21 protein-coding genes are annotated in these 26,405 nt (G+C 65.7%); 15 read left to right on the top strand and 6 right to left on the bottom strand.

The features are described 5' to 3' along the window. Positions 1-100 precede the first annotated feature (100 nt). The 6 genes from BRAS3809_RS29220 to BRAS3809_RS29245 all read left to right on the top strand — a co-directional run bounded on the left by BRAS3809_RS29220 (position 101) and on the right by BRAS3809_RS29245 (position 6,710). Positions 101-1,078, top strand: a complete 978-nt coding sequence (locus BRAS3809_RS29220; RefSeq protein ID WP_008965623.1) for a TRAP transporter substrate-binding protein — start codon at positions 101-103, stop codon at positions 1,076-1,078. Positions 1,079-1,113: 35 nt separating this feature from the next. Beyond that, positions 1,114-3,129, top strand: coding sequence for a methyl-accepting chemotaxis protein (locus BRAS3809_RS29225; RefSeq protein ID WP_008965624.1), 2,016 nt, complete (start codon positions 1,114-1,116; stop codon positions 3,127-3,129). A 74-nt stretch (positions 3,130-3,203) separates the two neighbouring features. After that, positions 3,204-3,911, top strand: coding sequence for an alpha/beta hydrolase family protein (locus BRAS3809_RS29230; RefSeq protein WP_008965625.1), 708 nt, complete (start codon positions 3,204-3,206; stop codon positions 3,909-3,911). 158 nt (positions 3,912-4,069) lie between these two features. After that, positions 4,070-5,071, top strand: a complete 1,002-nt coding sequence (locus BRAS3809_RS29235) for an ABC transporter substrate-binding protein (RefSeq protein WP_008965626.1) — start codon at positions 4,070-4,072, stop codon at positions 5,069-5,071. Between the two features lie 42 nt (positions 5,072-5,113). Then, positions 5,114-5,887, top strand: coding sequence for an ABC transporter ATP-binding protein (locus tag BRAS3809_RS29240; protein ID WP_008965627.1), 774 nt, complete (start codon positions 5,114-5,116; stop codon positions 5,885-5,887). Continuing rightward, positions 5,880-6,710 carry an ABC transporter permease gene (locus BRAS3809_RS29245; protein WP_170323349.1) on the top strand — a complete coding sequence of 277 codons (831 nt, stop codon included), beginning with the start codon at positions 5,880-5,882 and terminating at the stop codon, positions 6,708-6,710. The genes BRAS3809_RS29240 and BRAS3809_RS29245 overlap by 8 nt, the downstream gene beginning before the upstream one ends. An 8-nt stretch (positions 6,711-6,718) precedes the next feature. Here BRAS3809_RS29245 and gtdA read toward each other — a convergent pair whose 3' ends face one another. Beyond that, positions 6,719-7,756, bottom strand: a complete 1,038-nt coding sequence (gene gtdA, locus BRAS3809_RS29250) for a gentisate 1,2-dioxygenase (RefSeq protein WP_008965629.1) — start codon at positions 7,754-7,756, stop codon at positions 6,719-6,721. A 97-nt stretch (positions 7,757-7,853) separates the two neighbouring features. On the opposite strand from gtdA, the gene maiA reads away from it, so the two are divergent. Further along, positions 7,854-8,489: a maleylacetoacetate isomerase gene (maiA, locus tag BRAS3809_RS29255; protein ID WP_008965630.1), complete on the top strand. Its 636-nt coding sequence runs from the start codon at positions 7,854-7,856 to the stop codon at positions 8,487-8,489. Next, positions 8,479-8,988: a MarR family winged helix-turn-helix transcriptional regulator gene (locus BRAS3809_RS29260; protein ID WP_008965631.1), complete on the top strand. Its 510-nt coding sequence runs from the start codon at positions 8,479-8,481 to the stop codon at positions 8,986-8,988. The genes maiA and BRAS3809_RS29260 overlap by 11 nt, the downstream gene beginning before the upstream one ends. Before the next feature lie 38 nt (positions 8,989-9,026). Here the strand turns inward: BRAS3809_RS29260 and BRAS3809_RS29265 are convergent, their stop codons facing one another. From BRAS3809_RS29265 to BRAS3809_RS29275, 3 genes are all read right to left on the bottom strand, one after another. Continuing rightward, positions 9,027-10,640, bottom strand: coding sequence for a benzoate-CoA ligase family protein (locus BRAS3809_RS29265; RefSeq protein WP_008965632.1), 1,614 nt, complete (start codon positions 10,638-10,640; stop codon positions 9,027-9,029). Continuing rightward, the gene (locus BRAS3809_RS29270) at positions 10,637-11,776 is read right to left on the bottom strand and encodes an FAD-dependent monooxygenase (RefSeq protein WP_008965633.1); all 1,140 of its coding nucleotides are present in this window, start codon (positions 11,774-11,776) and stop codon (positions 10,637-10,639) included. The genes BRAS3809_RS29265 and BRAS3809_RS29270 overlap by 4 nt, the downstream gene beginning before the upstream one ends. A gap of 108 nt (positions 11,777-11,884) precedes the next feature. Then, positions 11,885-12,838 (bottom strand): ATP-grasp domain-containing protein, encoded by a 954-nt coding sequence (locus tag BRAS3809_RS29275; protein ID WP_008965634.1) that lies wholly within the window; start codon positions 12,836-12,838, stop codon positions 11,885-11,887. 288 nt (positions 12,839-13,126) lie between these two features. Between BRAS3809_RS29275 and BRAS3809_RS29280 the strand changes: the two genes are divergently transcribed. From BRAS3809_RS29280 to BRAS3809_RS29290, 3 genes are all read left to right on the top strand, one after another. After that, entirely contained in the window at positions 13,127-13,900 is a 774-nt protein-coding gene (locus BRAS3809_RS29280; RefSeq protein WP_008965635.1) for a ferredoxin--NADP reductase, read from the top strand. Between the two features lie 205 nt (positions 13,901-14,105). Beyond that, positions 14,106-15,671 (top strand): acyl-CoA synthetase, encoded by a 1,566-nt coding sequence (locus BRAS3809_RS29285; protein WP_008965636.1) that lies wholly within the window; start codon positions 14,106-14,108, stop codon positions 15,669-15,671. Between the two features lie 259 nt (positions 15,672-15,930). After that, positions 15,931-17,553, top strand: coding sequence for an FMN-binding glutamate synthase family protein (locus BRAS3809_RS29290; RefSeq protein WP_008965637.1), 1,623 nt, complete (start codon positions 15,931-15,933; stop codon positions 17,551-17,553). A gap of 20 nt (positions 17,554-17,573) precedes the next feature. On the opposite strand, the gene BRAS3809_RS29295 is transcribed toward BRAS3809_RS29290, so the two are convergent. Together BRAS3809_RS29295 and BRAS3809_RS29300 are read right to left on the bottom strand one after the other, a co-directional pair. After that, entirely contained in the window at positions 17,574-18,491 is a 918-nt protein-coding gene (locus tag BRAS3809_RS29295) for a response regulator transcription factor (protein WP_008965638.1), read from the bottom strand. After that, the gene (locus tag BRAS3809_RS29300; protein WP_008965639.1) at positions 18,481-21,855 is read right to left on the bottom strand and encodes a hybrid sensor histidine kinase/response regulator; all 3,375 of its coding nucleotides are present in this window, start codon (positions 21,853-21,855) and stop codon (positions 18,481-18,483) included. Before BRAS3809_RS29300 ends, BRAS3809_RS29295 begins: the two co-directional genes overlap by 11 nt. A gap of 185 nt (positions 21,856-22,040) precedes the next feature. On the opposite strand from BRAS3809_RS29300, the gene urtA reads away from it, so the two are divergent. The 4 genes from urtA (at position 22,041) to urtD (ending at position 26,368) form a co-directional block, all read left to right on the top strand. After that, positions 22,041-23,303 (top strand): urea ABC transporter substrate-binding protein, encoded by a 1,263-nt coding sequence (gene urtA / locus BRAS3809_RS29305; protein ID WP_035659303.1) that lies wholly within the window; start codon positions 22,041-22,043, stop codon positions 23,301-23,303. Positions 23,304-23,504: 201 nt separating this feature from the next. Further along, positions 23,505-24,431: an urea ABC transporter permease subunit UrtB gene (urtB, locus tag BRAS3809_RS29310; protein WP_008965641.1), complete on the top strand. Its 927-nt coding sequence runs from the start codon at positions 23,505-23,507 to the stop codon at positions 24,429-24,431. Positions 24,432-24,465: 34 nt separating this feature from the next. Continuing rightward, positions 24,466-25,602, top strand: coding sequence for an urea ABC transporter permease subunit UrtC (gene urtC / locus BRAS3809_RS29315; RefSeq protein WP_008965642.1), 1,137 nt, complete (start codon positions 24,466-24,468; stop codon positions 25,600-25,602). 10 nt (positions 25,603-25,612) lie between these two features. Then, positions 25,613-26,368, top strand: coding sequence for an urea ABC transporter ATP-binding protein UrtD (urtD, locus tag BRAS3809_RS29320; protein WP_008965643.1), 756 nt, complete (start codon positions 25,613-25,615; stop codon positions 26,366-26,368). Positions 26,369-26,405 lie beyond the last annotated feature (37 nt).

The raw sequence follows: 26,405 nt of genomic DNA on the forward strand, positions 1-26,405 counted from the left end.
GCCGGACTGAGGACGCACCCGGCGCGATCCTGGTTCTTAAGTTCCTAACCCTATTTTGCTGATAGTGGTTCTCGCCACGCTACAATCAAATGGGTGCCTCATGCGCGGACAGCTTCGGAGCCTTTGGCTGGCCGGAATGGCGGCGGCGCTGCTGGGATCACATCCCGCGGCCGCATCGCCGCAGATGGTCTCGCTGGTATTCAACTCTCAGCCGCAAAACCCGCAGCAGATCGGCTCCGATGAATTCCGCGTCAAGCTGCAGGCGCTGGTCGGCAACCGGTTGATCATCGACGAGCGCGCCGGCAATTCATTCGGCAGCGAGGCTGCGGTGCTGGCGGCGACGCGGACGGGCGCGGTCGACATCGCCGTCGTCTCGAGCGGCATCGCGAGCGCCGTCGTCCCGGAGCTTGGTGTCTTCGACATTCCCTTCCTCTTCCGCGATGCTGCGCACGCCAAGGCCGTCGCCACCGGGCCGGTCGCGGCTCAGATCGGCGCCAAGTTCGCCGACAAGGGACTGGTGCTGCTCGCGCTCGGCAAGCAGGGCTTCCGGAATCTCACCAATTCCAAGCGGCCGGTGCGCTCTGTGGATGACGTGAAGGGCCTCAAGATCCGCGTGATCTTCAATCCGGTCTATCAGATGACCTTCAAGGCGCTGGGCGCCGACGTCGTGCCGATGGACTTTCCCCTGGTCTATGCCGCGCTCAAGGACGGGCGGCTGGATGGTCAGGAAAACCCCGTCGCGACCATCGCCGCCAATCGCTTCGAGGAGGTTCAGAAGTATCTCACCCTCACGGGCCATTTCTTCGCGCCAATCGCCTTTATCGCCAATCGCGCGACCTTCGAGCGACTCGACACGAGCGAGCGCGAGGCGCTGATCACGGCCGCCAAGGCTGCCGCGGAGGTGACGTGGCAGGCCGAGCTCGATGCGCAGAAGCTCGATGATCTTCGCAAGGGCGGCATGGATGTGATCGAGACGTTCGATCGCAAGAGCTTCGTCGAGGCGGTCAAGTCGCTCGATCCCGAGTTCGAGAAGCGGTTCGGCAAAGAGCTGCTCGCCGCCATCAGGTCCACGCCGTGAACCAGTCAGGCAATTCCATGCGACTTTCCTCGATCATGTCATGGATCGGTGTCCGTCCCCGGATCTTCGGCGGCTTCGCACTGATCCTGAGCTTCCTGGTCCTGCTCGGCGGCTTTGCGATGGTCCAGGTCGGGCGCATCGGCGGCACGGTGGACGAGCTCGTGGCCAGCGCCGCCGGTGACGCCGGCATGTCGCGGGTGCGGGCCGCGCTGCTCACCGCCAACGGTGCGGTCGAGAAGTTCATCCGCACCTGGAGCGTGGGCGACAAGGATGCAGCCGGGAAGGCCATCGACGCCGTGGGCGGGCTCGCCGACGAGGTCGAGAAGCAGTCCGGCAGGCTCAGCGTCATTGCCGACGGCGTCGGCGCTGTGCGGAGCGAGCTCGCGGCCTACCGGTCGTCGTTTGCTGCCGCCGCCGAGGCGGTCGACCGGCTGCGGGCCGCGACGAACAAGACAGAGGCGCTCGGCGCCGTCGCGGGCATCAATGTCGGCGGCATCCAGGTCGCGCTCGCCAACCGCGCCGGCAGCGAGCCGCTGCTGCATCCGCTGCGGCTCGCCAGCACGGTGGACGCTGTCCGCGTCGCGGTGATGCGCTACACCACAACGCTGTCGCCCAACGATATCGAGGACGCCAAGCTCACGTTCGTCTATGCGCGGCTCGCCCTTGCCGATTCCGAGACCGAGCTCGCCGGCGTCGACGACGCCCGGCTGAAGGGCCTTGTCGCGGCGCTAAAAGAGGCGCTCACCGCCGATGCGGCGGCGTTCGAGGACGTCGTCAAGATTGCTGCTGATTTGCGGGCCAAGCAGGCCGAGCTGGTCAAGGCGAGCAAGGCGATCGAGGAGCAGGTCGGCCGCATCAACCAGCAATTGGCGACCGCCCGCGCGGAGCAGGGCGCCAGGACGGCATCGTCCGTCCAGGACACGCGGCAGACCGTGATCCTCACGGCGGCCGGCGCCGTCGCGCTCGGAGCCGTGCTGGCGTGGCTGATCGGTGCCAGCGTGTCACGGCCGATCCGCAGCATGACCGATCGGATGCAGTCGCTGGCCGCCGGTGAACTCGAGCGGCCGATCCCCGGTGGCGAGCGCGGCGACGAGATCGGTCGGATGGCGCGCGCAGTCGAGATCTTCCGTGACAATGCGCTGGCCGTTCGCCGCATGGAGCAGGACGCCGCCTCACAGCGCGAGGCGGCCGAGGCCGAACGCGCGCGGATGATGGCCGATCTGGCCCGCCGGTTCGAACAGGGCATGCAGGGCGTGATATCCGGCGTCGGAGGACGGGCGGCCGACATGGGGCTGAGCGCCAAGGGGCTTTCCGAGGTCGCCGAGCGCGGCCGGGGTCTCGCCGAGGCAGTGGCCAGCCGCGCCGAAGAGGCGTCGGTGAACGTGCAGACGGTCGCGTCCGCGACCCAGGAGCTCGCCGCCTCGATCCGCGAAATCTCCGGACAGGTGCAGCGCTCGGTGGCGGTCTCGACCCGGGCCACCCAGGAGACCGAGCGCACGTCCGAATTGATCAACGGATTGTCGAGCGCGGCCGAACGCATCGGTACCATCGTGCAACTCATCCAGGCGATTGCGAGCCAGACCAATCTCCTGGCGCTGAACGCGACGATCGAGGCGGCGCGCGCAGGCGAGGCGGGCCGAGGCTTTGCGATCGTCGCGAGCGAGGTGAAGAGCCTGGCGTCGCAAACCGCGCAGGCGACAGAGCAGATCTCGGGCCAGATCGCGACCATCCAGAGCGCTACGGGAGAGACGGTCGCGGCCATCGCGCAGTTCGGCAGCACGGTGAGAGAGATCGCCGAAATCTCCAACGCGATTGCCGCTGCGGTCGAGCAGCAGGGTGCGGCGACCGGCGAGATCGCTCGCAACGTGGAGCAGGCGGCCAGCGGCACTGCGGCCGTTACGCGCGAGATCGGCGATGTACGCAATGTCGCCGGGCAGACCGATGCAGGCGCCGAGGCGGCGCTCGCAGCCGCAGCCGCGCTGCAGCAGCAGGCGGCGTCCCTGAAGACCAATGTCGACGACTTCCTGCAGACGATCCGGACCGCGGCTTGAGCAAATGACCGCGCGGCACGTGATGCGGATCGTCCGGCGTTGACCCGGAGGAGGCTCGGCCGCAGACTGCCGCGATGACTGCGTCGCAGCCGCATTCCCTCGTCATTCCGGTCCAGGACGCGACCGTGTCTGCGCTCCTGATCGCGCCGCCTCAGGCGCGCGCCTGCTTCGTGTTCGCCCACGGGGCCGGCGCCGGCATGACGCACGCGTTCATGCACGCGGCAGCCGAGAGTCTCGCCGCGCATGGCATCGCGACCTTGCGCTTCCAGTTTCCCTACATGGAGAAGGGCAGCAGGCGGCCCGACCCTCCCGCGCTCGCCCAAGCCACTGTCCGGGCGGCCGTGGCAGCGGCGGCGCAGCTCTGTCCAGGACTGCCGCTGATCGCCGGCGGCAAATCGTTCGGAGCGCGGATGACGTCGCAGGCGCAGAGCGTGGCGCCGCTGCCGGGTGTGTCCGGGCTGGCCTTCCTCGGCTTCCCGCTCCATCCCGCCGGCAAGCCGTCCATCGCCCGCGCCGACCATCTCGACGCGATCGCGGTGCCGATGCTGTTCCTGCAGGGCACGAAGGACAAGCTGGCGGAGATGGAACTGCTGACGCCGGTCGTGACGCGGCTCGGCGCACGCGCAACGTTGCATGAGCTCGATCAGGCCGATCACGCCTTCCACGTGCCCGCCCGCTCGGGCCGCAATGATCAGTCCGTCATGGCGGAACTGACCCAGGCATTCGCGGCATGGTTCGAGCAACTCGCGCCGACCGAAGGCTTTGGCCGGTCGCTCGCGTGAGCATGGGCCAGAAGCCAGTAGTCGCGGGCCAGGATCGCCGCCCTGCGAATAGGGCCGCCTCCCTGAGATTTGGCGCGACATCGGGCTCGAAATATTGCAACAAGTCGGCATCACTGTTGGACCTGGTGCGCGCGGGGCGCCGGATATTGGAGAGTTTGATGTTCCGATACGTGGGCTTCCTCCTCGGGCTGCTCTGGAGCCTGGTGTCGATCAGCACGGCTCTGGCCGAGGAAGCGAAGCTGCGGATCGGGGTTCTCCGGCTGTCATCATCGGCGCCGGTGTTCATCGCGTTGGACAAGGGTTACTTCCGCGATGCCGGACTGGAGGTCGAGCTGAAGTTCTTCGATGCAGCGCAACCCATCGCGGTTGCGACGGCGACCGGCGACGTCGATGTCGGCGTCACCGCGTTCACCGCAGGGCTCTACAACCTTGCCGGCAAGGGAGCCCTCAAGATCATCGCCGGCATGAGCCGCGACCGGCCCGGCTTTCCGCTGATCGGCTACTTCGCCAGCAACAAGGCCTATGAAGCTGGCCTCAAGTCCCCGAAGGACATTGCGGGCAAGCGCGTGGCGATGACGCAGGTCGGGTCGAGCTTTCACTACTCGGTGGGCCTGCTGGCCGACAAATACGGCTTCAAGCTCTCCGACGTGAAGATCGTGCCGCTGCAGTCGATGTCGAACATGGCGGCTGCGATCAAGGGCGAGACAGTGGATGCGGCGCTGATGCCGATCTCCGTCGCGCGCAAGCTGATGGAGGAGGGCGCCGTCAAGCATCTCGGCTGGGTCGGCGACGAGACGCCCTGGCAGGTCAGCGGCGTATTCGCGGGACCGAAGACGCTGGCCAACACGGCCGTCGTGACGAAGCTACTGGCATCGCTGCAGCGCGCCGAGCGCGAGTATCACGACGTCGTGCTCGCCTCGGTCAAGGATGGCAACGCTGCGGTCGACGAGAAGACGAAGCCGCTGCTCGAGATCATCGGCAAATACACCAACTTGCCGGTCGATCAGGTGGTCGGGAATTGCGCCTACATCGATCCGGATGGCAAGCTCGACGTCAAGAACATCGACAGCCAGGTCAAATGGCTCCAGGCCCAAGGCTTTGCGGACCCGGGCTACGATGCGGCCGCGATCATCGCGAAAGAGTATGTCAAGCCGGATTGACCTTCGCGCGATTGGCGCGGACCCGCAGCGGATTGATGTCACATGGACCTGATCGCCGAGACCATCAGCCACCGTTTCGATGCGCTCGACGTGCTCGACGGCGTGTCGTTCTCGGTCGGAGCCGGCGAGGTCGTGGCCATCGTCGGCCCGTCCGGCTGCGGCAAGAGCACGCTGCTGTCGATCCTCGGCGGACTGCTGCAGCCGAGCGCGGGGCAGGCGCTGTTGCGCGGCGCGCCGCCGCCCGGCTGCTTGAATCCGCTCACCTTCGTGTTCCAGGACTTCGCGCTGCTGCCCTGGGCCAGCGTCGAAGACAACGTCGCGTTTCCGCTGCTGCATACGTCGCTGTCGGCCCAGCAGCGAATGACGGCCGTCGCGGATGCGTTGCGCCGCACCGGGCTGCTCGACTTTCGGACAGCCTTTCCCAAGCAGCTGTCGGGCGGCATGCGACAGCGCGTCGGCATCGCGCGTGCGCTCGTCGTCCGGCCTGCGATCCTGCTGATGGACGAGCCGCTGTCGGCGCTGGACTCGCAGACCCGCGAGCTCCTGATGGAGGATTTCGTCGACCTGCTCGCGGATGGAACGATGGGCGCGGTCTACGTCACGCACAATCTCGAGGAGGCCGTCCGTCTCGCCGACCGCATCGTCGTGCTGTCCCGCCGCCCGGGGCGGATCCGGAAGGTCGTCACCGTCCCGGCGACGCGCCGCGCCCGCGGCGACGCGGCCACGCGCGCGCAATTGCTGGATCTCCAGAGCGAGCTCTGGGCGCTGATCCGGACCGAGGCGATCGACGCCGAGCGCGAGGTTCAGCATGCTTGATCGCACGCCGGATGACAGCCGCCACGTCGCGCGTGACGCCGACGCCAAGCCGGTGCGCTTTCGCGGTGGCGGCTTCACCCCGGCGACCAGCCGCTGGGCGGGGCTGCTCGCGCTGGTCGCGGTCCTCGGGCTGTGGCAGCTCATCGGCAGCCTGGCGCTGATCAACCCGCTGTTCCTGCCAACACCGCTCGGCATCCTGCGCGCACTGTACCGGCTCGCCGAGAGCGGCGCGCTCTGGCAGCATCTCTCCGCCTCGCTGCTGCGCATCCTCTCGGGCTGGGCGCTCGGCACGGCCTCCGGCATCGTCGTCGGCTTTGCGATCGGCCTGTGGCGGATCGCGCGCAGCATCGGGATCACTTTCGTCTCGGCACTGTTTCCGATTCCGAAGATCGCCGTGCTGCCGCTCTTGATCCTCTGGCTCGGCATCGGCGAGCAGCCGAAGATCGCGACGATCGCGCTCGGCGTGTTCTTCTCGACCACGATCTCGGTCTATAGCGGCGTCGATGCCGTGCCGCGCAACCTGATCCGGATGGCGCAGAGCTTCGACGTGCCGTTCCCGACCATCGTGCGCAAGGTGATCTGGCCCGGCGCATTGCCGTCGATCCTGGCCGGCTTCCGCATCACCGCCTCGGTGGCGCTGATGCTGGTGGTCTCGGCCGAGATGATCGGCGCCGAGACCGGCATCGGCACCTTCGTGCTGCAGGCCGGCAACCTGATGCAGACCGATCAGCTGATGGCCGGCATCCTGATGCTGTCGCTGTTCGGTCTCGCCGTTGGCAAGCTGATCAGCCTGCTCGAGGCGCGCCTGCTGCACTGGCGCTGAGCGGTGCGTCAGGCGTTGCCGCGATCCTCGCGGAACAGGTCGAGCTTCTCCTGCACGGGCCGGTCGGAGAACGAGAACAGCACGGCATCCTCGTCCGCCTCGTGGCTCACCCATTGCCAGCTCGGCACCACGAACAGGTCGCGCGGCCCCCACTCGAAGGTCTGGTCGCCGATGCGGCTGCGCCCCCGGCCCTCGATCGCCGTGAACACCGTGGCATCCGTGGAGCGATAGCGCGCGGTCTTGAAAGCCTTCGGCAGCAGCTGGATGAAGGTGCCGATCGTCGGCATCGCGAAGTCGCCGGTCTCCGGGTTGGAGAACTTCAGCTTCAGCCCATGGCAGGCATCCCATTCCTCGCTGCGCCTGGCATTCTCCAGCGCCTCGCGGGTGTAGGCATAGGGATAGCTGAAGATCGGCGACGTGCGCGACCTGCGCCTGGCATCGACCGGGAGCAGGTTGTGGCCGTAGCGCGCGAAGCTGTCGCCGGCGGGACGCGCGACCTTCTGCTGGTCCTCCGTGGAGCCTTGCGCGAAGGACGCGTCGAGGAACTGCACCAAGGGAATGTCGAGGCCGTCGAGCCAGAACATCGGCTCCGAGGTCTCGTTGCCGTGATCGTGCCAGGTCATCGACGGCGTGATGATGAAGTCGCCCGGCTGCATGAGGGTGCGCTCGCCCTCGACCGTCGTGAACGCGCCCTGGCCTTCGAGCACGAAGCGCAGCGCCGACTGGCTGTGCCGATGCGCGGGCGCGATGTCGCCGGGGATCACCATCTGGATGCCGGCATAGAGCGAGGTCGTCACCTTGGACTGGCCGCGCAGCCCCGGATTTTCCAGGATCAGCACGCGCCGTTCGGCCTCCTTGGCCGTGATCAGCCGCCCCGCCTCGATCATGTAGTCGCGGATCGCCGCGAACTGCCACAGGTGCGGACGGCATGCACTCTTCGGTTCAGGCGTGATCAGATCGCTCATGACCGTCCACAGCGCGGTCATGTTCTCGCCGTCGATCTTTTTGTAGAATGCCTCGCGTTCCGGGGTCGAAACTGCGGCCATGCGCGCCTCCCGATCAGATGTCGTTATTGATTGACAGTATACTGTCAATTCGTCTATCGTCAATTGCAGCCAGAGCTATCATTTCGGGAGGAATGTCATGGTCAAGCTGCACGGCTATTTCCGCAGCAGCGCATCCTATCGGGTCAGGATCGCGTTGAACCTCAAGGGGCTCGCGGCCGACCATGTTCCGCATCACCTCCGCAAGGGCGAGCAGCGCGCGCCGGCCTATCTTGCCCTCAATCCGCAGGGTTTCGTGCCGGCGCTGGAGGATGAAGGCGGCGCCGTGCTGATCCAGTCGCTCGCCATCATCGAGTGGCTCGACGAGACCCATCCCGAGCCGCCGCTGCTGCCCAGGGATCCCCTGCGCCGCGCCCAGGTGCGGGCCTTCGCGCAGGTGCTGGCGTGTGACACCCATCCGGTGCAGAACCTGAAGGTGCTCGCCCGGTTGCGTGAGCTCGGCCTGCCGGAGGACAAGGTGACGGCATGGGCCGGCTGGGCCAATCGCGAGGGCCTGTCGGCCTGTGAAGCCCTGGTCAGGCATGAGCCCGGCCCGTTCTGCTTCGGCGCCGCGCCGACATTGGCTGATCTCTGTCTGGTGCCGCAGCTCGGCAATGCCCGCCGTTTCGGCGTCGATGTCGCGGCATTCCCGCGCCTGCTGCAGGCCGAGGCTGCAGCGAAGGCGCTACCGGCGTTTGCAGATGCCGCTCCGGAGCGCCAGCCCGATGCCGAGTAAGCCGTCCGACATCACGATGGACGCGGTCTACACCAAGCCGGGCTATCTGTTCCGGCGGATGCAGCAGATCGCGGTGTCCATCTTCATCGAGGAATGCGGCGAGTTCGACCTCACGCCCGTGCAGTATGCCGCGCTGGTCGCGATCCAGAACCATCCGGGCATCGATGCCACGCGGCTGTCGGCCGTGATCGCCTTCGACCGCTCCACGCTCGGTAGCGTGATCGAGCGGCTGGAAGCCAAGCGCCATGTCGAGCGCAAGCCCTCTGCGGAGGACAAGCGCGTCAAGCTGCTGTATCTGACCAAAGCCGGCGCGGCGCTGCTGCGCGGCATCATGCCGGCGGTCGATCGGGCGCAGGCGCGCATGCTGGCGCCGCTGAAGCCAGCCGATCGGAAGATGCTGATGGCCCTGCTGTCTCAACTGGTCGATCTCAACAACGAGGTGTCGCGGGTGCCGCTGCGCGCCGAGGACGCGCTGGAGCACCTCGGCAAGGCCGGCTGAGCCCGGCCGTCTGGGTATGCTCCGCGGACGGCGTTCGCTCATAGCCGCATCACCGCCTGACGGTCGATCTTGCCGGTGCCGGTCTTCGGCAACTCTTCGATGAAGACAATCTCACGCGGATATTTGTAAGGCAGCAGCTTGGCCTTGACGTAGTCCTGCAGAGTTCTGGTCATGGCCGGCCTGTCGTGGGATTGGTCGTTGGTCACCACAACGGCTTTCAGGCTCATCCGCCGGTCGGGCAGCTCGTGGGCGAACACGGCGCACTCCCGGATGTCCGGGTGCTCGGCCAGGCAGAGCTCGACCTCCAGCGGATAGACCCATTGCCCGGAGATCTTCACCAGATCGTCGGCGCGGCCGCGGAAGAAATGAAAGCCGTCGACGTCGCGCACGAAACGGTCGCCGGTGTAGATCCAGCCTCCCTCGCGGATCGTCTCCGCGGTCTTGTCCGGCCGGTTCCAGTACAGCGGTGTGTTGGAATCGCCGCGGACCCACAGAATGCCTTCCTCGCCGGTCGCGACGTCGTGGCCGTCCTTGTCGCGCAGCGCGAGCTCGTAGCCGGGCACGCGCAGGCCTGCGGCGCCAAGCTTCTTCCGGTCCTCGTGGTTGGAGAGATAGACATGCAGCACCTCGGTCGAGCCGAGGCCTTCGACGATCTCCAATCCCGTGAGATTCTTCCAGCCGTTGAAGACCTCGGCTGACAGCACTTCGGCCGCAGAGACCGACAGGCGCAGCGACGAGACATCCGCAGCTCCGGCGCCCTCGGCCTTGGTCAGCGCGGTGTAGAGCGTCGGCAGGCCGAAGAACACGGTTGGACGGAAGCGGCTGATCGCATCGAAGATGGCCGCGGGTTTGGGCTGGCCCGGCAGCAGCAGCGTGGTGGCACCAACCGAAAACGGAAAGGTAATCGAGTTGCCGAACCCGTAGGCGAAGAAGATCTTCGGCACCGAGAAGCAGATGTCATCCGGCCTCAGCCGCAGCACGTTCCGCGCAAAGGCCTGCTCGCTATAGGCCATGTCGTGCTGCAGATGCACGATGCCTTTCGGACGGCCGGTCGAGCCGGACGAGTACATCCAGAACGCCATCTCGTTGCGATGGGTGTCGGCTTCGGCCAGCTCCGCGGCGAAGTTCACCAGCCACGGATCGGCGGCGATCGCCGACGGCGCCGCCGTCGCCGGCACCTCGCCATTGACGACGATCAGCGTCTGCAACGCCGTCTCCGCGCAGGCCTGCGTGTCGAACCGTCCCGCAAACTCCGCATCCGCCACCGCGACCTTGGCGCCGGAATCGGCGAGGTAGAATTGCAGGAGGTCGGGCGGCGTCAGCGTGTTGATCAGCAGCGGCACGTAGCCCGCGCGGACCGCGCCGAAGAAGGCCGCCGGATAGCTCGGGGTGTCGTCGAGGAAGAGCAGCACGCGATCGCCGCGCGTGAGGTCGAGCGACGCCAGGCCGTTGCCCCAGCGGCAGGCGTCCGCGCAGAGCTCGGCATAGCTGCGCTCGCCGGCCGGACCGATCAACGCGGGCTTGTTCGCGTTGCCCCTGGCGATATTGTCGAACAGCACGCGGCTGGCATTGTAGCGCGCGGGGATGGCGAAGCCGATTTCGCGGGCGCCGGCGCTATCGGACGGAACCTGATCGGCGATCTCCCTGGTCATGCCCGGCCTCCCGCGGTTCGCGATGCCTCGTAGCGCGCCATGAACTGCGGCGCCATGGCGCGCAGCCTGACGTCGTCGATCCGGCCGGAGCGCGTGATGTAGCTGTAGGCGAAATCCATCAGGCTGAGCTTCATATGCGCCGGGAAGTTCTCATACCAGTCGGCGCTGGTGCGGGCGGCGGTCACCAGCTTCTTGACGACCGGCTGCCGCTCCGCCTGATAACGTGCGAGTCGGTCGGACAGGTTGCCTTCCGCATCGAGCGCCTTGGCGAGCGCGATCGCGTCCTCGATCGCAAGCCGTGTTCCGGATCCGATGGAGAAGTGCGCGGTATGCAGCGCGTCGCCGATCAGCACCATGTTCCGGTGCCACCAATGCGCGTTCCAGACCCACGGGAAATTGCGCCACACCGACCGGTTGGAGACCAGCGCATGGCCGTCGAGCGTGTCAGCGAACACCTGCTCGCAGATGCGCCGGGACTCGTCGACCGACATGTCGGCGAAGCCGTAGGCCTGCCAGGTCGCGCGGTCGCATTCGACCAGGAACGTGCTCATGTCCGGCGCGTAGCGGTAGTGATGCGCATTGAAGGTGCCGCGATCAGTCATGACGAAGGTCTGCGACAGCGTCTTGAAGGCCTTGGTGGTGCCGTACCAGGCGAACTTGTTGCTGGAGTACGAGACCGAGAAGCCGAAGTCGCCCTCGAAGCTGCGCCGGACCAGCGAGTTCAATCCGTCCGCGGCGACGATGAGATCGTAGCCCGCGAGCTGGTCGAGCGACTGCACCGTCGTGCCGTAACGAGCCACGACGCCGACGCTCTCGGCGCGTGCCTGCAACAGCTTGAGCAGTTCGAGCCGGCCGATCGCTGAGAAGCCGACGCCGTCGATTTCGACGCTTTCGCCGCGCAGATCGAGCGTGATGTTGCGCCAGCTCTCCATGCGCGGAGCGATCGCGTCGACCGTGTCGGGATCGTCGGCGCGCAGGAAGTCGAGCGCCTGGTCGGAGAACACGACGCCGAAGCCCCAGGTCGCGCCGGCCGGGTTCTGCTCGAACAGATCGACGGCGGCGGACGGATGCCGCTTCTTCCAGAGATAGGCGAAATACAGCCCGCCAGGGCCGCCGCCGAGCACGGCGATGCGCAAGGACGCTCTCCCAATTGACAGTATACTGTTTATTTTGAGCCGGAGACTATTCCCTCATTCCGTCGGTGGCCAGAGAAATCTTATTGCGGCGCTGCGGGCGCGGGCCGATCACCCCGCTGGAGGACTCCCGAAGATCTTGTCGAGCGCGGCGAAACAGGCCTGCTCGACCAGCACCGGCGCGTGACGGCCGAGCGCTTCCATCTTCACGCCCGAATTGATCTCCAGCACGCGCCATTGCCCCTCGACCAGGACGACGTCGACCGAGGCATAGCGGATGTCGATGACGCGAGCGGCGTCGCGGGCCAGCGCGATGCAGGTCTCGCGCAGCGGACCGTCCGCGAGCAGCATCGGCCGGGCTCCGAATTCAAGATTGTGCCGCCAGCTCAGAAGGCGCTGCTCGCCTTGCGGGACGATGGCATCCAGCGCCGGCGCGTCGAATTCGTCGGCCAGACGCCGCAGCAAGGCCGCGCGCAAATGCACCGGCTCGAACGCGGCCGCGATCTCGCCCAGCGAACGAACGCCATCGCCGGTCACGACGGGGCGCTGCTTGCGATAGGCGATCAGCGGCACGTCATCGAGAAGGATCACCCGGACCTCGTCGGCGATCTCGAGCAGCGGTGCGATCGCGGCGCTCGCTCCGGTGTCCAAGATGCGTGCGAGCGCGTCCTTGAGTTCGGCCGGCGTCGTCACGCGCGTCACGCCGCGTCCCGACGTTCCTTCGTTCGGCTTGACCACGAGGCCGTCGGGGTGCGTTTCGAGCCGTTCCAGTATGGAGGCCCAGGCAGGCTCGCGTGCTCCCGTCAGTGCAGGCGCCAGCACGAAGGCATGCGGGACCGCGGGAACCCCGGCGGCGGCCAGCAGGGCCGCCGTCGCGGCCTTGTCGCAGGCAATTCTGTGCGCCACCGCACTGTTCAGCCCGAGATCATAGCCGAAGATCAGGTGACGCCGGGTGGTGTCCTGGAGCACCAGCAACCAGCCGTCTTCCCGCACATCGAGCAAAATCCCCCGCTCGGCGCAATAGCGGGTGACGGCGGCGAGCTGGTGGTGCGGATGGTTAATCATTGCTCAAGGATTGGGCCGGTGCTGCGGAATTAAAGTGCTGGAAAATCGCAATTCCGGCAAGTAAATTACCCAGATCGTTTGTGTACGAATGAATGACCGGTCGATGCGATCCAGCACGGGCCGGCATGCGTTTGATCCTGATCAATGGTGCATCCATGCGGGTTGATTATTCGCTGCTTTCAAGTACATCAGGCGCCGAAAATCGCTTGGATCTATAGGGTTTTTGCGATCCTGCCTCCGTCACGACTTGTTTCTTCCAACTTCAGCCCACGTGAAAAAACAAACGACATGAGCGCGTTCTATAAAGAGAAAGTTCTTTCCGTTCACCACTGGACGGACACCCTGTTCTCCTTCCGGGCGACCCGTGATGCGGGCTTCCGTTTCCAGAATGGCCAGTTTGCGATGATCGGCCTCGAGGTCGAGGGCCGGCCGCTGCTGCGCGCCTACAGCATGGCGAGCGCCAATCACGAGGAGGAACTCGAGTTCTTCAGCATCAAGGTCCAGGACGGTCCGCTGACCTCCCGGCTGCAGAAGATCAAGGAAGGCGACACCATCCTGGTCGGCCGCAAGGCGACCGGCACGCTGATCCCCGACAACCTGCTGCCCGGCAGCCGGCTGCTGCTGCTGTCGACCGGCACGGGCCTCGCCCCGTTCGCCAGCCTGATCAAGGATCCGGACGTCTACGAGCGCTTCGAGAGCATCGTCTTGGTCCATGGCTGCCGCCAGGTCGCCGAGCTCGCCTATGGCGAGAGCGTCGTCGCCAAGCTGCGCGAGGACGAGCTGTTCGGCGAGCTGCTGGAAGGCAAGCTGCACTACTATCCGACCGTCACCCGTGAGCCGTTCCGCAATCGCGGCCGCATCACCGACCTGATCTCGTCGCAGCAGCTGTTCAACGATCTCGGCCAGCACGAGCTCGACATCGCCAAGGACCGCATCATGATGTGCGGCAGCCCGGCCATGCTCGAGGAGCTGAAGAGCATGTTCGAGTCGCGCGGCTTCCTCGAGGGCAGTGGCAACGAGCCCGGCCATTTCGTCATCGAGAAGGCGTTCGTGGAGCGCTGAGCGCCCGATCGCCATCTTGGAATTCGCCAAGGAGCGCCTCGACGCAATCGGGGCGCTCTTTTCGTTGGCAATATCCTCCTTGCGCGTCGCGAAGCGGCCGTGCGATTTTCGGCCGCAAGACCGGACCTGCAGACGTCCGGCGCGCAGGGAGGGGAGTTGGAGTGCCCGCAGGGCGGCCATCCCCGTGACAGCAAGGGGAACGGCCATGGATTCCATCGTTCGCAGACAGACCCTCGGTGACCTGCTGCGGCGGAGCGCGGCGCGCACGCCCGGCAAGACGGCCGTGATCTGCGGCGACACCAGCTGGACCTACGCCGAGTTCAACGCCGTCGTGGATCGCCTCGCGGCGGGTCTCGCCGCGCGCGGCGTCGGCAAGGGCGAGCGCGTCGCCATCCTCGCCCGCAACTCGCATGCGTTCGCCGCGCTGCGCTTCGCGCTCGCCCGGCTCGGCGCCGTGCTGGTGCCGATCAACTTCATGCTCAAGCCCGAAGAGGTCGCCTACATCCTCAAGCATGCCGGTGCACGGCTGCTCGCCACCGACAGCGGCTTTGCCGGTGTCGCGCGCGCCGCCAAGGCGCTCGCGCCGGGGGTGGAGCAGATGATCTGGCTGCCCTCGGAGGGGCCGAGCGAGCGGCAGGGCGACATGCTCGACTTCGCCGACCTCGCCGCGTCGACGGCGGCGGTGCCCGCCGTCGAGATCGCCGGCCACGACGTGGCGCAGATCGTCTACACGTCCGGCACGGAGTCGCTGCCGAAGGGTGCTATGCTCACCCATGACGCCGTCATCTGGCAGTATGTGAGCTGCATCGTCGACGCGGGGATCGCCGCGGAGGATGTCACCTTGCACGCGTTGCCGCTGTATCATTGCGCGCAGCTCGACGTGTTCTTCGGTCCCTCGATCTACGTCGGCGCCACCAACATCATCACCGCGTTTCCGACCCCCGACAATCTGCTGCCGCTGATCGCGAAATATCGCATCACCTCGTTCTTCGCGCCGCCGACGGTATGGATCTCCATCCTGCGCTCGCCGCTGTTCGAGACGACGGACCTGTCGACCCTGCGCAAGGGCTATTACGGTGCCTCGATCATGCCCGTCGAGGTGTTGCGCGAGCTGGCGCAGCGGCTGCCGAAGGTGCGGCTGTGGAATCTCTACGGCCAGACCGAGATCGCGCCGCTGGCGACGATGCTCGGGCCGGACGATCAGCTGCGCAAGCCCGGTTCGTGCGGCCGCGCCGTTCTTAATGTCGAGACCCGCGTCGTCGACGATGACATGAACGACGTCGCGCCGGGCGAGATCGGCGAGGTCGTGCATCGCTCGCCGCATCTGATGCTCGGCTACTTCCACGATGACGAGCGCACGCTAGCGGCGTTCCATGGCGACTGGTTTCACTCCGGCGATCTCGCGACCATCGATGAGGAAGGCTACATCACCATCGTCGACCGCAAGAAGGACATGATCAAGACCGGCGGCGAGAACGTCGCCAGCCGTGAGGTCGAGGAGGCGCTGTACCTGATCCCGGAAGTCTCCGAGGTCGCCGTGGTCGGCCTGCCGCATCCGCGCTGGGTCGAGGCGGTCGTGGCGATGGTCGTGGTCAAGTCCGGCTGCGAGCTGACCGAGGACGCGGTCCTCAAGCAGGCGTCGACCAGATTGGCCTCGTTCAAGACCCCCAAGCGCGTCGTATTCGTTGATGCGCTGCCGAAGAACCCGAGCGGCAAGCTGCTGAAGCGGCAGCTGCGCGAAGCGCATTCCGGCCTTTTTTCCGAAGGCTGAGGCATGGCCGGACGGCGACGTCAAGTGCTCATACAGGCAGGTTCGCGGGGCCGGCCGATCCGCCAGGATGGGAGGGTGCGCCGCACGCAGGACGCTTGATGTCAGCCTCATGGACATCGCGGTATCCGGGTCGATAGCCGCAGGCTATCGACGATGTGATACTCTCGATGGTCAATCGCGCACGCTTGTGTAACGATTGTTTCGTGATGCGCGTAGTACCATCATCGCCGACCGTCCACGATCCGCCCCGGGGCCTTCCATGGATACGCTGCTGCTTCCGTTCTCGCCGCGCTACATCGTGCTGACGATCTGCGCCACGGCGACCGCGCTCTTGCTCATCCTCGGCATCTACGATCGCAAGATCTTCGATTTCGTGCTCGTCCCGTTGCTGATTTTCGCCGCGCTGACCGCGCTCGGCATCCGGGACCTGCTGCAGAGCAGCCACGCCGTCCTGCGCAACTACCCGATATCAGCGCATCTGCGCTTCATCCTCGAGGAGATCCGGCCGGAGATGCGGCAGTATTTCTTCGAGAGCGAGAAGGACGGCATGCCGTTCTCGCGCGACACCCGCGCCGTGGTCTATCAGCGCGCCAAGATGGTGCTCGACAAGCGCCCGTTCGGCACGCAGGAGGACGTCTATCGCGAGGGCTACGAATGGATGCATCATTCGGTGTCGCCGAAGCCGCATGCGGAGGAGAAATTCCGCATCACCATCGGCGGCCCCGAATGCCCCAGGCCGTATTCGGCCTCGGTGTTCAACATCTCCGCGATGAGCTTCGGCGCGCTGAGCCCGAATGCGGTGCGCGCGCTCAATGGCGGCGCCAAGCGCGGCGGTTTCGCGCATGACACCGGCGAGGGCGGCTTCAGCCCGTATCACGCCGAGATGGGCGGCGACATCATCTGGGAGATCGGCTCCGGCTATTTCGGCTGCCGCCACCGTGACGGGACTTTCGACCCCGACGCGTTCGCGCGCGTGGCGGCGACCGAGCAGATCAAGATGGTCGAGCTCAAGATCAGCCAGGGCGCCAAGCCCGGTCATGGCGGCGTGCTGCCGGCGGCGAAAGTGTCGGAGGAGATCTCGAAGATCCGTGGCGTCGCCATGGGCGAGGACTGCATCTCGCCGCCGGCGCACCGCGCCTTCTCGACGCCGATCGGGATGATGCAGTTCATCGGCGAGATGCGGCGGCTGTCGGGCGGCAAGCCGGCCGGCTTCAAGCTGTGCATCGGCCATCCCTGGGAATTCCTGGCGATCTGCAAGGCGATGCTGGAGACCGGCATCTATCCCGACTTCATCGTCGTCGACGGCAATGAGGGGGGCACCGGCGCCGCGCCGCTGGAGTTCATGGACCACCTGGGCATGCCGATGCGCGAAGGCGTGAACTTCGTGCACAATGCGCTGGTCGGGATGAACATCCGCGATCGCGTCAAGATCGGCGCGTCCGGCAAGGTCGCCACCGCCTTCGACATGGCGCGCGCGATGTCGATCGGCGCCGACTGGTGCAACTCGGCGCGAGGCTTCATGTTTGCGCTGGGCTGCATCCAGTCCTTGAGCTGCCACACCGATCGCTGCCCGACCGGGGTCGCGACGCAGGACCCGACACGCGCCCGCGCGCTGGTCGTCCCGCACAAGATCGACCGCGTCTACAACTACCACCATGCGACCTTGCATGCGCTGGCCGAACTGCTCGCAGCCGCCGGGCTGGAGCATCCGCAGGACTTGCGCCCCATCCACTTCTCGCAGCGAACGTCGACAACCGAGGTCTCCTCGTTCGCCAAGCTGTACCCGTCGCTGCGGCCGGGCGAGCTCCTCGAAGGCACGCAAGACGTTCGCTTCCGCGACGCCTGGGCGATGGCGCGGCCGGACACGTTTGCGCCTGCCTGAGGCGCGCGTGAAGGCTCGCCTCAGCTCTCGCGCCGTGTCAGCCCGGTCGCGATCGCGGCTGCGGCGGTCCGGTTTTCGACGCCGAGCTTGGCGTAGATCTGCTCGAGATGCTTGTCGACCGTGCGCGGGCTCAGTCCCAGGATCTGGGCGATGTCGCGGTTGGTCTTGCCCTTGGCAAGCCAGGACAGAACTTCGCTCTCGCGCACGGTGAGACCGAACTCGCTGGTGAACTCCTTCGGCATCTCTCCGGATGCCTCCTTGGCGAGCCGCAGCAGGACCTCGTTCGGTCCTGCGCCGCCCATGTGGTACAGGCGCAGCTCGGGATGGTCCGGAATCGAAGCGGCCGCTTTGGCGTTGACCTTGCCCTTCTGCACCTGGTCCAGCCAGTGCCGCAGCGCCTCGGGCAGTACGAGTTCATCGGCAGAGCCGAGGCTGTCCGCAAGCAGCTTCTGCGCCTGCGGCGTCGCCCACATCAGCCGGCCCTCGCGGTTGACCGCGAGCAGGAAGCGGCCGGAGACGTCGAGCGCGGCGCGTGCGCTCTGCGTCATGCGGGCATTGGCGAGATGCACGCGGATGCGCGCCAGCATCTCCGAGACCGCGATCGGCTTGGTGACGTAGTCGACCCCGCCGGCCTCGAGGCCCTGCACGATGTGCTCGGTATCGGCCAGACCGGTCATGAAAATCACGGGCACGTTGGAGAGGCCGGCCTCGCGCTTGAGCTTGCGGCAGGTTTCGAAGCCGTCCATGCCGGGCATGACGGCGTCGAGCAGGATGATGTCGGGCGTGATCTGGTCGACGATGCGCATCGCGGCCGCGCCGTCGAGCGCAACCATCACGGTCATGCCGGCTCCGTCCAGCGCATCGGTGAGCAGCCGCAGCGTCTCGGGCGAGTCGTCGACGACCAGCGCGACGTCGCGCTTCTTGTTGTCAGTGCTCATAGGCGTGCAGGGTCTTCAGAGTGGCCATGTACTGATCGAGATCGAACCGGTCGATCAGCGTCCTCATCTGGGCGACGAAGTCGGCGTGCTCCGGATGGGCGCTGCCGATCTCGTCGAGCTTGAGCTGGATGGCCCTGATGTAGCCGATCTGGCCGAGACCCATCAGCTCCTCGACATATCGCAACGGCGGGCGCGATCCGTTGTCGGGCCGCCAGCGCGGCTGCGTCACTTGATGGTCCGTCTGATAGCTCCATTCGAGCTTCAACAATTGGCGGATGGCCTCCAGCAGCCGGGGAATGTCGATCGGCTTCATCAGATAGCTGTCGTGGAACGGCTGCGCCAGTGGCCGGCCATGCGCCTCGATCGCGCTCGCCGAGGTCATCAGGATGCGCGCCTGGTGATGGCCGCTGCTGCGCAAGGTCTCGGCGACGGTCCAGCCATCCATGCCGGGCATCGAGATGTCGAGGATGAACAGGTCGGGCTGGCAGTGCTGCGCCAGCGCCAGGCACGCCGGTCCGTCCGGCGCGCTCAGCAGGATGAAGCCGAGCGGCGTCAGCACCTCGCGCAGGAGATCGCGATGCACGGGGTCATCGTCGGTGACGAGAATGGTCTTGCGCGGGCCGAGATAACCCGCCACGGGCGCCTTGACCGGGGGATGCCGGGTCGGGTTGGTGACTTCGGAGAGCAGGATCTTGACCTTGAACGTGCTCCCGGTACCGACCTTGCTCTCCACCTTGATGTCGCCGCCCATCACGCCGGCGAGCAGGCGGCTGATCGTGAGGCCGAGCCCGGTGCCGGTCTGCGGCTGCGCGGCGCCCAGCGCGCCGCGCTCGAACGGCGCGAAGATGCGTTCGAGATCATCCGGCTGGATGCCCGGCCCGGTGTCGATCACCTCGAACTCCGCGACCGGGCTGCGATAATGCACGACGAACTGGACGCTGCCTTCCTGGGTGAACTTGATCGCATTCGACAGCAGGTTGATCAGGATCTGGCGCAGCCGCTTCTCGTCGGCATAGACGACCAGCGGCAGCACGGCCGGCCGCTTGAACACGAAGTCGACACCCTTGGCCGCGGCCTGCAGCCGGAACATGCCGACGAGCTGGTCGAGGAACTCGCTCAAGCGTACCTCGTCGCGCGACAAATAGAGCCGGCCGGCCTCGATCTTCGAGATGTCGAGAATGCCGTCGATCAGGCCCGAGAGATGATCGGCGCTGCGGCGGACGACGCGGACCTGGTCCCGGGGCTTCGGCGCCAGGCTGTTGTCCTGTTCGAGCAACTGCGCATAGCCGGAAATGGCGTTCAACGGCGAGCGCAGCTCGTGGCTCAGTCCGACGACGTATCGGCTCTTGGCGAGGTTGGCGGACTCCGCGACCTCCTTGGCGCGCTGCAATTCGGCATCCGTGCGCTTGTGCGCCTCGATCTCCTGGATCAGCAGGTGGGTCTGCCGCCGCGTCTCGGCCTCCGCCGCGCGGCGGCTCTGTTGCGCCAGCACGAACAGCCAGGTGACGACGCCGATGATGATGGAGAGGGCGAAGAACACCTTCCACAGCACGTCGGAGATGATCCCGCGGTAGCCGGGCAGCGCCGCTGATGTCTCGAGATAGATCATCCCCAGTGTCAGCGCGACCAGACCGGCCGAGGTCAGGAACACTGCGACATAATGCCCGAGCTGCGAGTTGATCCTGCCCAGCAGCGCTTCGGGCAACATGCCGCTGAGTGCGGCCGAGACCTGAGCCTGCGCCCGCGCATGCGGCTTGCAGAGATCGTGGCAGCGCGCGTCGAGCGAGCAGCACAGCGAGCAGATCGGCCCTGCGTAGGCGGGGCAGGAGGCGGTGTCCTCCGGCTCGAAATGGTGCTCACAGATGCAGCACTGGATCTGCTCGATGTTCTGCCAGCTGCGCTTCGGCTTGCGGGCGAGATAGTATTTGCCGTCGGTGAGATAGGCGATCGCCGGTGCGGTCACCAGCGCCACGCCGAGCGCGACGAAGGTCGACAGCGCCTTGCCGGTCGGTCCGAACACACCATAGAAGGCGCTGATCGAGACGATGGTGGCGATCGTCATGGCGCCGACGCCGACCGGATTGATGTCGTAGAGATGGGCGCGCTTGAATTCCATCTGCGGCGGGCGCAGGCCCAGCGGCTTGTTGATGACGAGGTCCGCGACCAGCGCGCCGACCCAGGAGATGGCGATGTTGGAGTACAGCGCCAGCGTCTGCTCGAGCGCCTTGTAAACGCCGATCTCCATCAGGAGCAGGGCGACGACGACATTGAACACCAGCCAGACCACGCGGCCGGGATGGCTGTGGGTCAGGCGCGAGAAGAAGTTCGACCAGGCGATCGAGCCGGCATAGGCGTTGGTGACGTTGATCTTGATCTGCGACAGGATCACGAATGTACCGGTCAAGGCCAGCGCCAGGTCCGGCCGCGCCAGCACGTAGCGGAAGGCCTCCAGGTACATGTGCGCCGGCTCGGCGGCGTGGTCGGCCGAGACGCCGTGGCTCAGCGCGAAGAAGGCGAGGAACGATCCCGCCAGGAGCTTGAGCGCGCCGAGCACGATCCAGCCCGGACCGGCAGAGAGCAGGGCGACCCACCAGGAGAGCTTCGACGTCCGGCGGTCGCGCGGCAGGAAGCGCAGGAAGTCGACCTGCTCGCCGATCTGGGCGACCAGCGAGAACACCACCGCCGCAGCCGTGCCGAACAGCGCCAGGTCGAGATGACCCATCGGGTCGCCATGCTCGCCGGGAAATTGCTGCCAGTCGGCGAAGGAATGCGGGCTCGCATAGGCGATCGCGGCGAAGGGCAGGATGTGCAGCACGACCCAGAGCGGCTGCGTCCACAGCTGAAAGCGGCTGATCAGCGTGATGCCATAGGTGACCAGCGGGATGATGACCACGGCGCTGATCAGATAGCCGATCGGACGCGGGATGCCGAAGCACATCTCCAGAGCAGAGGCCAGGATGACCGCCTCGATCGCGAAGAAGATGAAGGTGAAGGACGCATAGATCAGCGACGTCACCGTCGAGCCGATATAGCCGAAGCCGGCGCCGCGCGTCAGCAGGTCGATGTCGATGCCGCATTTGGCGGCGTAGTAGGCAATCGGCAGGCCGCAGCAGAAGATGATGATGCTGGCGACCAGGATCGCGGCCGTTGCGTTGGTCACGCCGTAGTTCAGCGTGATGGTCCCGCCGATCGCCTCCAGGGCCAGGAACGAAATCGCGCCGAGGGCGGTGTTGGCGACCCGGGCGGCAGACCAGCGCCGCGCGCTCTTGGCCGTGAAGCGGAGTGCGTAGTCCTCCAACGTCTGGTTGGCGACCCATTGGTTGTATTGGCGCCTGACGCGGTCGATCCGCTGCCGCCCTGCCACTCTTCAACTCCTTACGCGCAGCGGTTCGTCCGCGCGCGTCGTCTGCCCCTCGGAAGATCTGCGTAGAGCCTACGTCGCGCTTTTGCGGTGCAGTATACGCAATCTTGCGTATCCGTGCAGTGCACAAACCGCGCCATCCTTCGTCTGACCCAAAGCGTGTCCTCGAACCAATGAATGGGGTGCTCATGTCAGACGAAACTGAAAAAGGCCTGAAGTCGCCACTTCGGCGCCAATTGCTGATGGGAATGGCCGCAATTCCGGCACTCGCCATGATGCCGCGGCCGTCCTTCGGCGCCGGTCCCGCAACCTCTGCTGTCAACACCACCGGCCTTGCAGTCACCGATAGCGAAGTCACCGTCGGTATTCTGCATTCGGTCACCGGTACCATGGCAATCTCGGAGACCGGCTCGGTCCAGGCCGAGAAGCTCGCGATCGAGCAGATCAACGCCGCCGGCGGCGTGCTCGGCCGCAAGATCAAGTATATCCAGGAGGACGGTGCCTCCGACTGGCCGACCTTCGCCGAGAAGGCCAAGAAGCTGCTGGTCAACGACAAGTGCGCCGCCGTCATGGGCTGCTGGACCTCGGCCTCGCGCAAGGCGGTGCTGCCGGTGTTCGAGCAGTACAACGGCATGCTGTATTATCCGACCTTCTACGAAGGCCTGGAGCAGTCCAAGAACGTGATCTACACCGGCCAGGAGGCCACGCAGCAGATCATCGCCGGTCTCGACTGGGTCAACAAGACCAAGGGCGCGAAGACGTTCTATCTGCTCGGCTCCGACTACATCTGGCCGCGTACCTCGAACAAGATCGCCCGCAAGCACATCGAGGGCCATCTGCAGGGCTGCAAGGTCGTCGGCGAGGAATACTTCCCGCTCGGCCACACCCAGTTCAACTCGGTCATCAACAAGATCAAGCTGACCAAGCCGGACGTGATCTACGCGATCATCGTCGGCGGCTCCAACGTCGCCTTCTACAAGCAGCTCAAGGCGGCCGGCATCGACATGTCGAAGCAGACCTTGCTCACCATCTCCGTGACCGAGGACGAGATCGACGGCATCGGCGGTGAGAACATCGCGGGCGCCTATGCCTGCATGAAGTACTTCCAGTCGCTCGACAACGCCAACAACAAGGCCTTCGTCTCCGCCTTCAAGAAGATGTGGGGCGAGAAGACCGTGATCGGCGACGTCACCCAGGCTGCGTATCTCGGCCCGTGGCTGTGGAAGCTGACGGTCGAAAAGGCCGGCAGCTTCGACATCGACAAGGTTGCCGCCGCCTCGCCCGGCATCGAATTCAAGGGTGCGCCGGAAGGTTACGTCCGGATCCACGAGAACCACCATCTCTGGTCCAAGACCCGCGTCGGCCGTGCGAAGGCGGACGGTCAGTACGAGCTGATCTACGAGACTGCCGACCTCGTCGAGCCCGATCCGTTCCCGAAGGGCTATCAGTAAGCAACTGGCTCTTGCGCCGACTTCCGGTGCACTCCCCTCCCCCTTGCGGGGAGGGGGCGGGGGTGGGGGTCCGCATACTCGACCTGAGTTTGAGTCCTCTCGTCCTCCCTCCCGCTCGACGGAGCGGACCACCTTGGCCGCGGGCGCTCGTCGCCCGTTCGCCGATCCATTTTCCAGCAGGGCATCACGAGAGGACGGATCATGTTCGGTGACTATTCCATCGGCGACCTCGGGGCCATCTTCGCGATGCAGGGTTTCGCGGGCCTCATCCTGTTTTCGGTCTACGTGTTGATGGCGCTGGGACTTGCCATCATCTTCGGCCAGATGGGCGTCATCAACATGGCGCATGGCGAGTTCATGATCCTCGGCGCCTACGTCACCTGGATGACGTCGAACGCCTTCCAAAGTTTCCTACCCGCGCTGTTCCCCGGCTACTTTTTCGTCGCCATGGCGCTCGCCTTCGTCGCATCCGGATCCCTCGGCATGCTGGTGGAATGGGCGATGATCCGGCGCCTCTACAAGCGTCCCCTCGATACGCTGCTCGCGACTTGGGGCCTCAGCCTCATCCTGCAGCAGGCCTATCGCTCGGTGTTCGGCGCTCGCGAGGTCGGTGTGGAGCTGCCCGATTGGATGATGGGCTCCTGGCAGGCGACCGACTCCATCCAGATCCCGATCAACGGCATGTTCGTGATGTGCCTGACCATCCTGATCACGATCGTGGTCGCCTATGTTCTGTTCCTGTCGCGCTGGGGCAAGCAGGTGCGCGCCGTGGTGCAGAACCGCGTGATGGCCGGCGCCGTCGGCATCAACACCGAGAAGGTCGATCGCTACACCTTTGGCCTCGGCTGCGGCATCGCCGGCGTCGCCGGCTCCGCCTTCACGATGATCGGTTCGACCGGTCCGACCGCCGGCCAGCTCTACATTGTCGACACCTTCCTGGTCGTCGTGTTCGGTGGCGCTGCCAGCCTGCTCGGCACGATTGCTTCCGCCTTCACGATCTCCCAGGCGCAGTCGACCATGGAGTTCTTCATGTCCGGCTCGATGGCCAAGGTGCTCACGCTGCTGGCGATCGTCGCCATCCTGATGATGCGGCCGCAGGGGCTGTTCGCCCTCAAGGTCCGCAAATGAGCCTGCTCCGTCAGTCCAACAAGAAGGCACGGCCATGATCAACTCGCGCTTTTTCAACCGCTCGGAGCTCATCGGCTTCGTCTCGCTGCTGCTCCTGCTCGTCGTCATCCTGCCGCTGGCGCTGGATGTGTTCCGTCTCAACCTGGTTGCCAAATATCTGACCTACGCCTTCGTCGCGATCGGCCTGGTGCTGTGCTGGGGCTATGGCGGCATTCTGAGCCTGGGTCAGGGCGTGTTCTTCGGCCTCGGCGGCTACTGCATGGCGATGTTCCTCAAGCTGGAGGCGTCGAGCGTCGAGAACACCAAGATCCAGTCGACGCCGGGCATCCCCGACTTCATGGACTGGAATCAGCTGACGCAGCTGCCATTCTTCTGGAAGCCGTTCGCGAGCTTTCCGTTTGCGCTCGCCGCGATCATCCTGGTGCCGGCGATCTTTTCCTTCATCATCGGCGCCGCGATGTTCAAGCGCCGGGTCGGCGGTGTCTACTTCGCGATCATCACTCAGGCGATCGCGGCGATCATGACGATCCTGATCGTGGGACAGCAGGGCTATACCGGTGGCATCAATGGCATCACCGACCTGCGCACCCTGCACGGCTGGGATATCCGCACCGACCACGCCAAGTACATCCTCTACTTCGTCGAGGTGTTCTTCCTGTTCGCCGCCATCCTGGTCGCGCAGTTCATCCGGCTGACCAAGCTCGGCCGCATCCTGGTGGCGATGCGTGAGCAGGAGGACCGCGTGCGCTTCTCCGGCTACAGCGTCGCCAACTTCAAGATCTTCGCCTTCTGCGCGGCCGCGGTGTTCGCCGCGGTCGGCGGCGCGCTGTTCACGCTGGAGGTCGGCTTCATGTCGCCGTCCTTCGTCGGCATCGTGCCGTCGATCGAGATGGTGATCTACACCGCGGTCGGCGGCCGGCTCTCGATCTTCGGCGCGGTCTATGGCTCGCTCCTCGTCAATTTCGCCAAGACAAGCCTGTCGGAGACCTTCCCGCAGCTCTGGCTGTTCGGCCTGGGTGCGCTGTTCATCGCTGTCGTCCTCGCCTTCCCGAACGGCCTGGCTGGAATCTGGGGCGACTACGTGCAGCCGCGCATCGACAAGCTGCTGGCGTCCCGCACCAAGAAGTCCGGCAATGGCGGCCTCGTCGCCAACGGCGCCCCCGCAGAGTGAGGATTTTGCGATGCTCATCGGTCACCAGCCCAAGGAATTCCTGCTCGCGGTCGAAGCGCTCACCGTCTCCTTCGACGGCTTCAAGGCGGTCAACGATCTCTCCTTCTACGTCGAGGAGAACGAGATCCGCGTCATCATCGGCCCGAACGGCGCCGGCAAGACGACTGTGCTCGACCTGATCTGCGGCAAGACCAAAGCGACCTCCGGTTCGATCCAGTTTCGCGGCAAGGAGCTGACCAAGCTGCGCGAGAACGAGATCGTGAAAGCGGGTGTCGGCCGCAAGTTCCAGACGCCTTCGGTGTTCGAGGATCTCAGCGTGTTCGAGAACCTCGAGATCTCGTTCCCGCGCGGCCGCACCGTGTTCGGCTCGCTCGCCTTCAAGCGCGACGCCGTCGTGAAGGATCGCGTCGAGGAGGTCGCCGAGATGATCTTCCTCAAGGATCGCCTCAAAACTTCGGCGGCCGAGCTCAGCCACGGCCAGAAGCAGTGGCTCGAGATCGGCATGCTACTGATCCAGAACCCGGACCTCCTGATGCTCGACGAGCCCGTCGCCGGCATGAGCGTCAGCGAGCGCGCCAAGACCGCCGAGCTGCTCAACCGAATCATCAAGGACCGCTCGGTGCTGGTGATCGAGCACGACATGAAGTTCGTCGAGGACATCGCCCACAAGGTCACGGTGCTGCACCAGGGGCAGATCCTGTCCGAGGGCACGATGGACAAGGTCAAGAACGATCCCAAGGTCGTCGAAGTCTATCTGGGGCATTGAGCGGATGTTTGGAAAATCACTCCATCCACGCCCGCGC

Source organism: Bradyrhizobium sp. STM 3809 (assembly GCF_000239795.1).
Taxonomy (GTDB): domain Bacteria; phylum Pseudomonadota; class Alphaproteobacteria; order Rhizobiales; family Xanthobacteraceae; genus Bradyrhizobium.

What these genes read in the sequence shown, in the direction of transcription:
- BRAS3809_RS29235 (WP_008965626.1), top strand. Translation starts at nt 4,070, where the DNA reads ATGTTCCGATACGTGGGCTTCCTCCTCGGGCTGCTCTGGAGCCTGGTG.
- BRAS3809_RS29260 (WP_008965631.1), top strand. Translation starts at nt 8,479, where the DNA reads ATGCCGAGTAAGCCGTCCGACATCACGATGGACGCGGTCTACACCAAG.
- maiA (WP_008965630.1), top strand. Translation starts at nt 7,854, where the DNA reads ATGGTCAAGCTGCACGGCTATTTCCGCAGCAGCGCATCCTATCGGGTC.
- urtB (WP_008965641.1), top strand. Translation starts at nt 23,505, where the DNA reads ATGTTCGGTGACTATTCCATCGGCGACCTCGGGGCCATCTTCGCGATG.
- urtC (WP_008965642.1), top strand. Translation starts at nt 24,466, where the DNA reads ATGATCAACTCGCGCTTTTTCAACCGCTCGGAGCTCATCGGCTTCGTC.
- BRAS3809_RS29225 (WP_008965624.1), top strand. Translation starts at nt 1,114, where the DNA reads ATGTCATGGATCGGTGTCCGTCCCCGGATCTTCGGCGGCTTCGCACTG.
- urtA (WP_035659303.1), top strand. Translation starts at nt 22,041, where the DNA reads ATGTCAGACGAAACTGAAAAAGGCCTGAAGTCGCCACTTCGGCGCCAA.
- BRAS3809_RS29230 (WP_008965625.1), top strand. Translation starts at nt 3,204, where the DNA reads ATGACTGCGTCGCAGCCGCATTCCCTCGTCATTCCGGTCCAGGACGCG.
- BRAS3809_RS29265 (WP_008965632.1), bottom strand. Translation starts at nt 10,640, where the DNA reads ATGACCAGGGAGATCGCCGATCAGGTTCCGTCCGATAGCGCCGGCGCC.
- BRAS3809_RS29245 (WP_170323349.1), top strand. Translation starts at nt 5,880, where the DNA reads ATGCTTGATCGCACGCCGGATGACAGCCGCCACGTCGCGCGTGACGCC.
- BRAS3809_RS29240 (WP_008965627.1), top strand. Translation starts at nt 5,114, where the DNA reads ATGGACCTGATCGCCGAGACCATCAGCCACCGTTTCGATGCGCTCGAC.
- urtD (WP_008965643.1), top strand. Translation starts at nt 25,613, where the DNA reads ATGCTCATCGGTCACCAGCCCAAGGAATTCCTGCTCGCGGTCGAAGCG.
- BRAS3809_RS29295 (WP_008965638.1), bottom strand. Translation starts at nt 18,491, where the DNA reads ATGAGCACTGACAACAAGAAGCGCGACGTCGCGCTGGTCGTCGACGAC.
- BRAS3809_RS29280 (WP_008965635.1), top strand. Translation starts at nt 13,127, where the DNA reads ATGAGCGCGTTCTATAAAGAGAAAGTTCTTTCCGTTCACCACTGGACG.
- BRAS3809_RS29275 (WP_008965634.1), bottom strand. Translation starts at nt 12,838, where the DNA reads ATGATTAACCATCCGCACCACCAGCTCGCCGCCGTCACCCGCTATTGC.
- gtdA (WP_008965629.1), bottom strand. Translation starts at nt 7,756, where the DNA reads ATGGCCGCAGTTTCGACCCCGGAACGCGAGGCATTCTACAAAAAGATC.
- BRAS3809_RS29220 (WP_008965623.1), top strand. Translation starts at nt 101, where the DNA reads ATGCGCGGACAGCTTCGGAGCCTTTGGCTGGCCGGAATGGCGGCGGCG.
- BRAS3809_RS29290 (WP_008965637.1), top strand. Translation starts at nt 15,931, where the DNA reads ATGGATACGCTGCTGCTTCCGTTCTCGCCGCGCTACATCGTGCTGACG.
- BRAS3809_RS29285 (WP_008965636.1), top strand. Translation starts at nt 14,106, where the DNA reads ATGGATTCCATCGTTCGCAGACAGACCCTCGGTGACCTGCTGCGGCGG.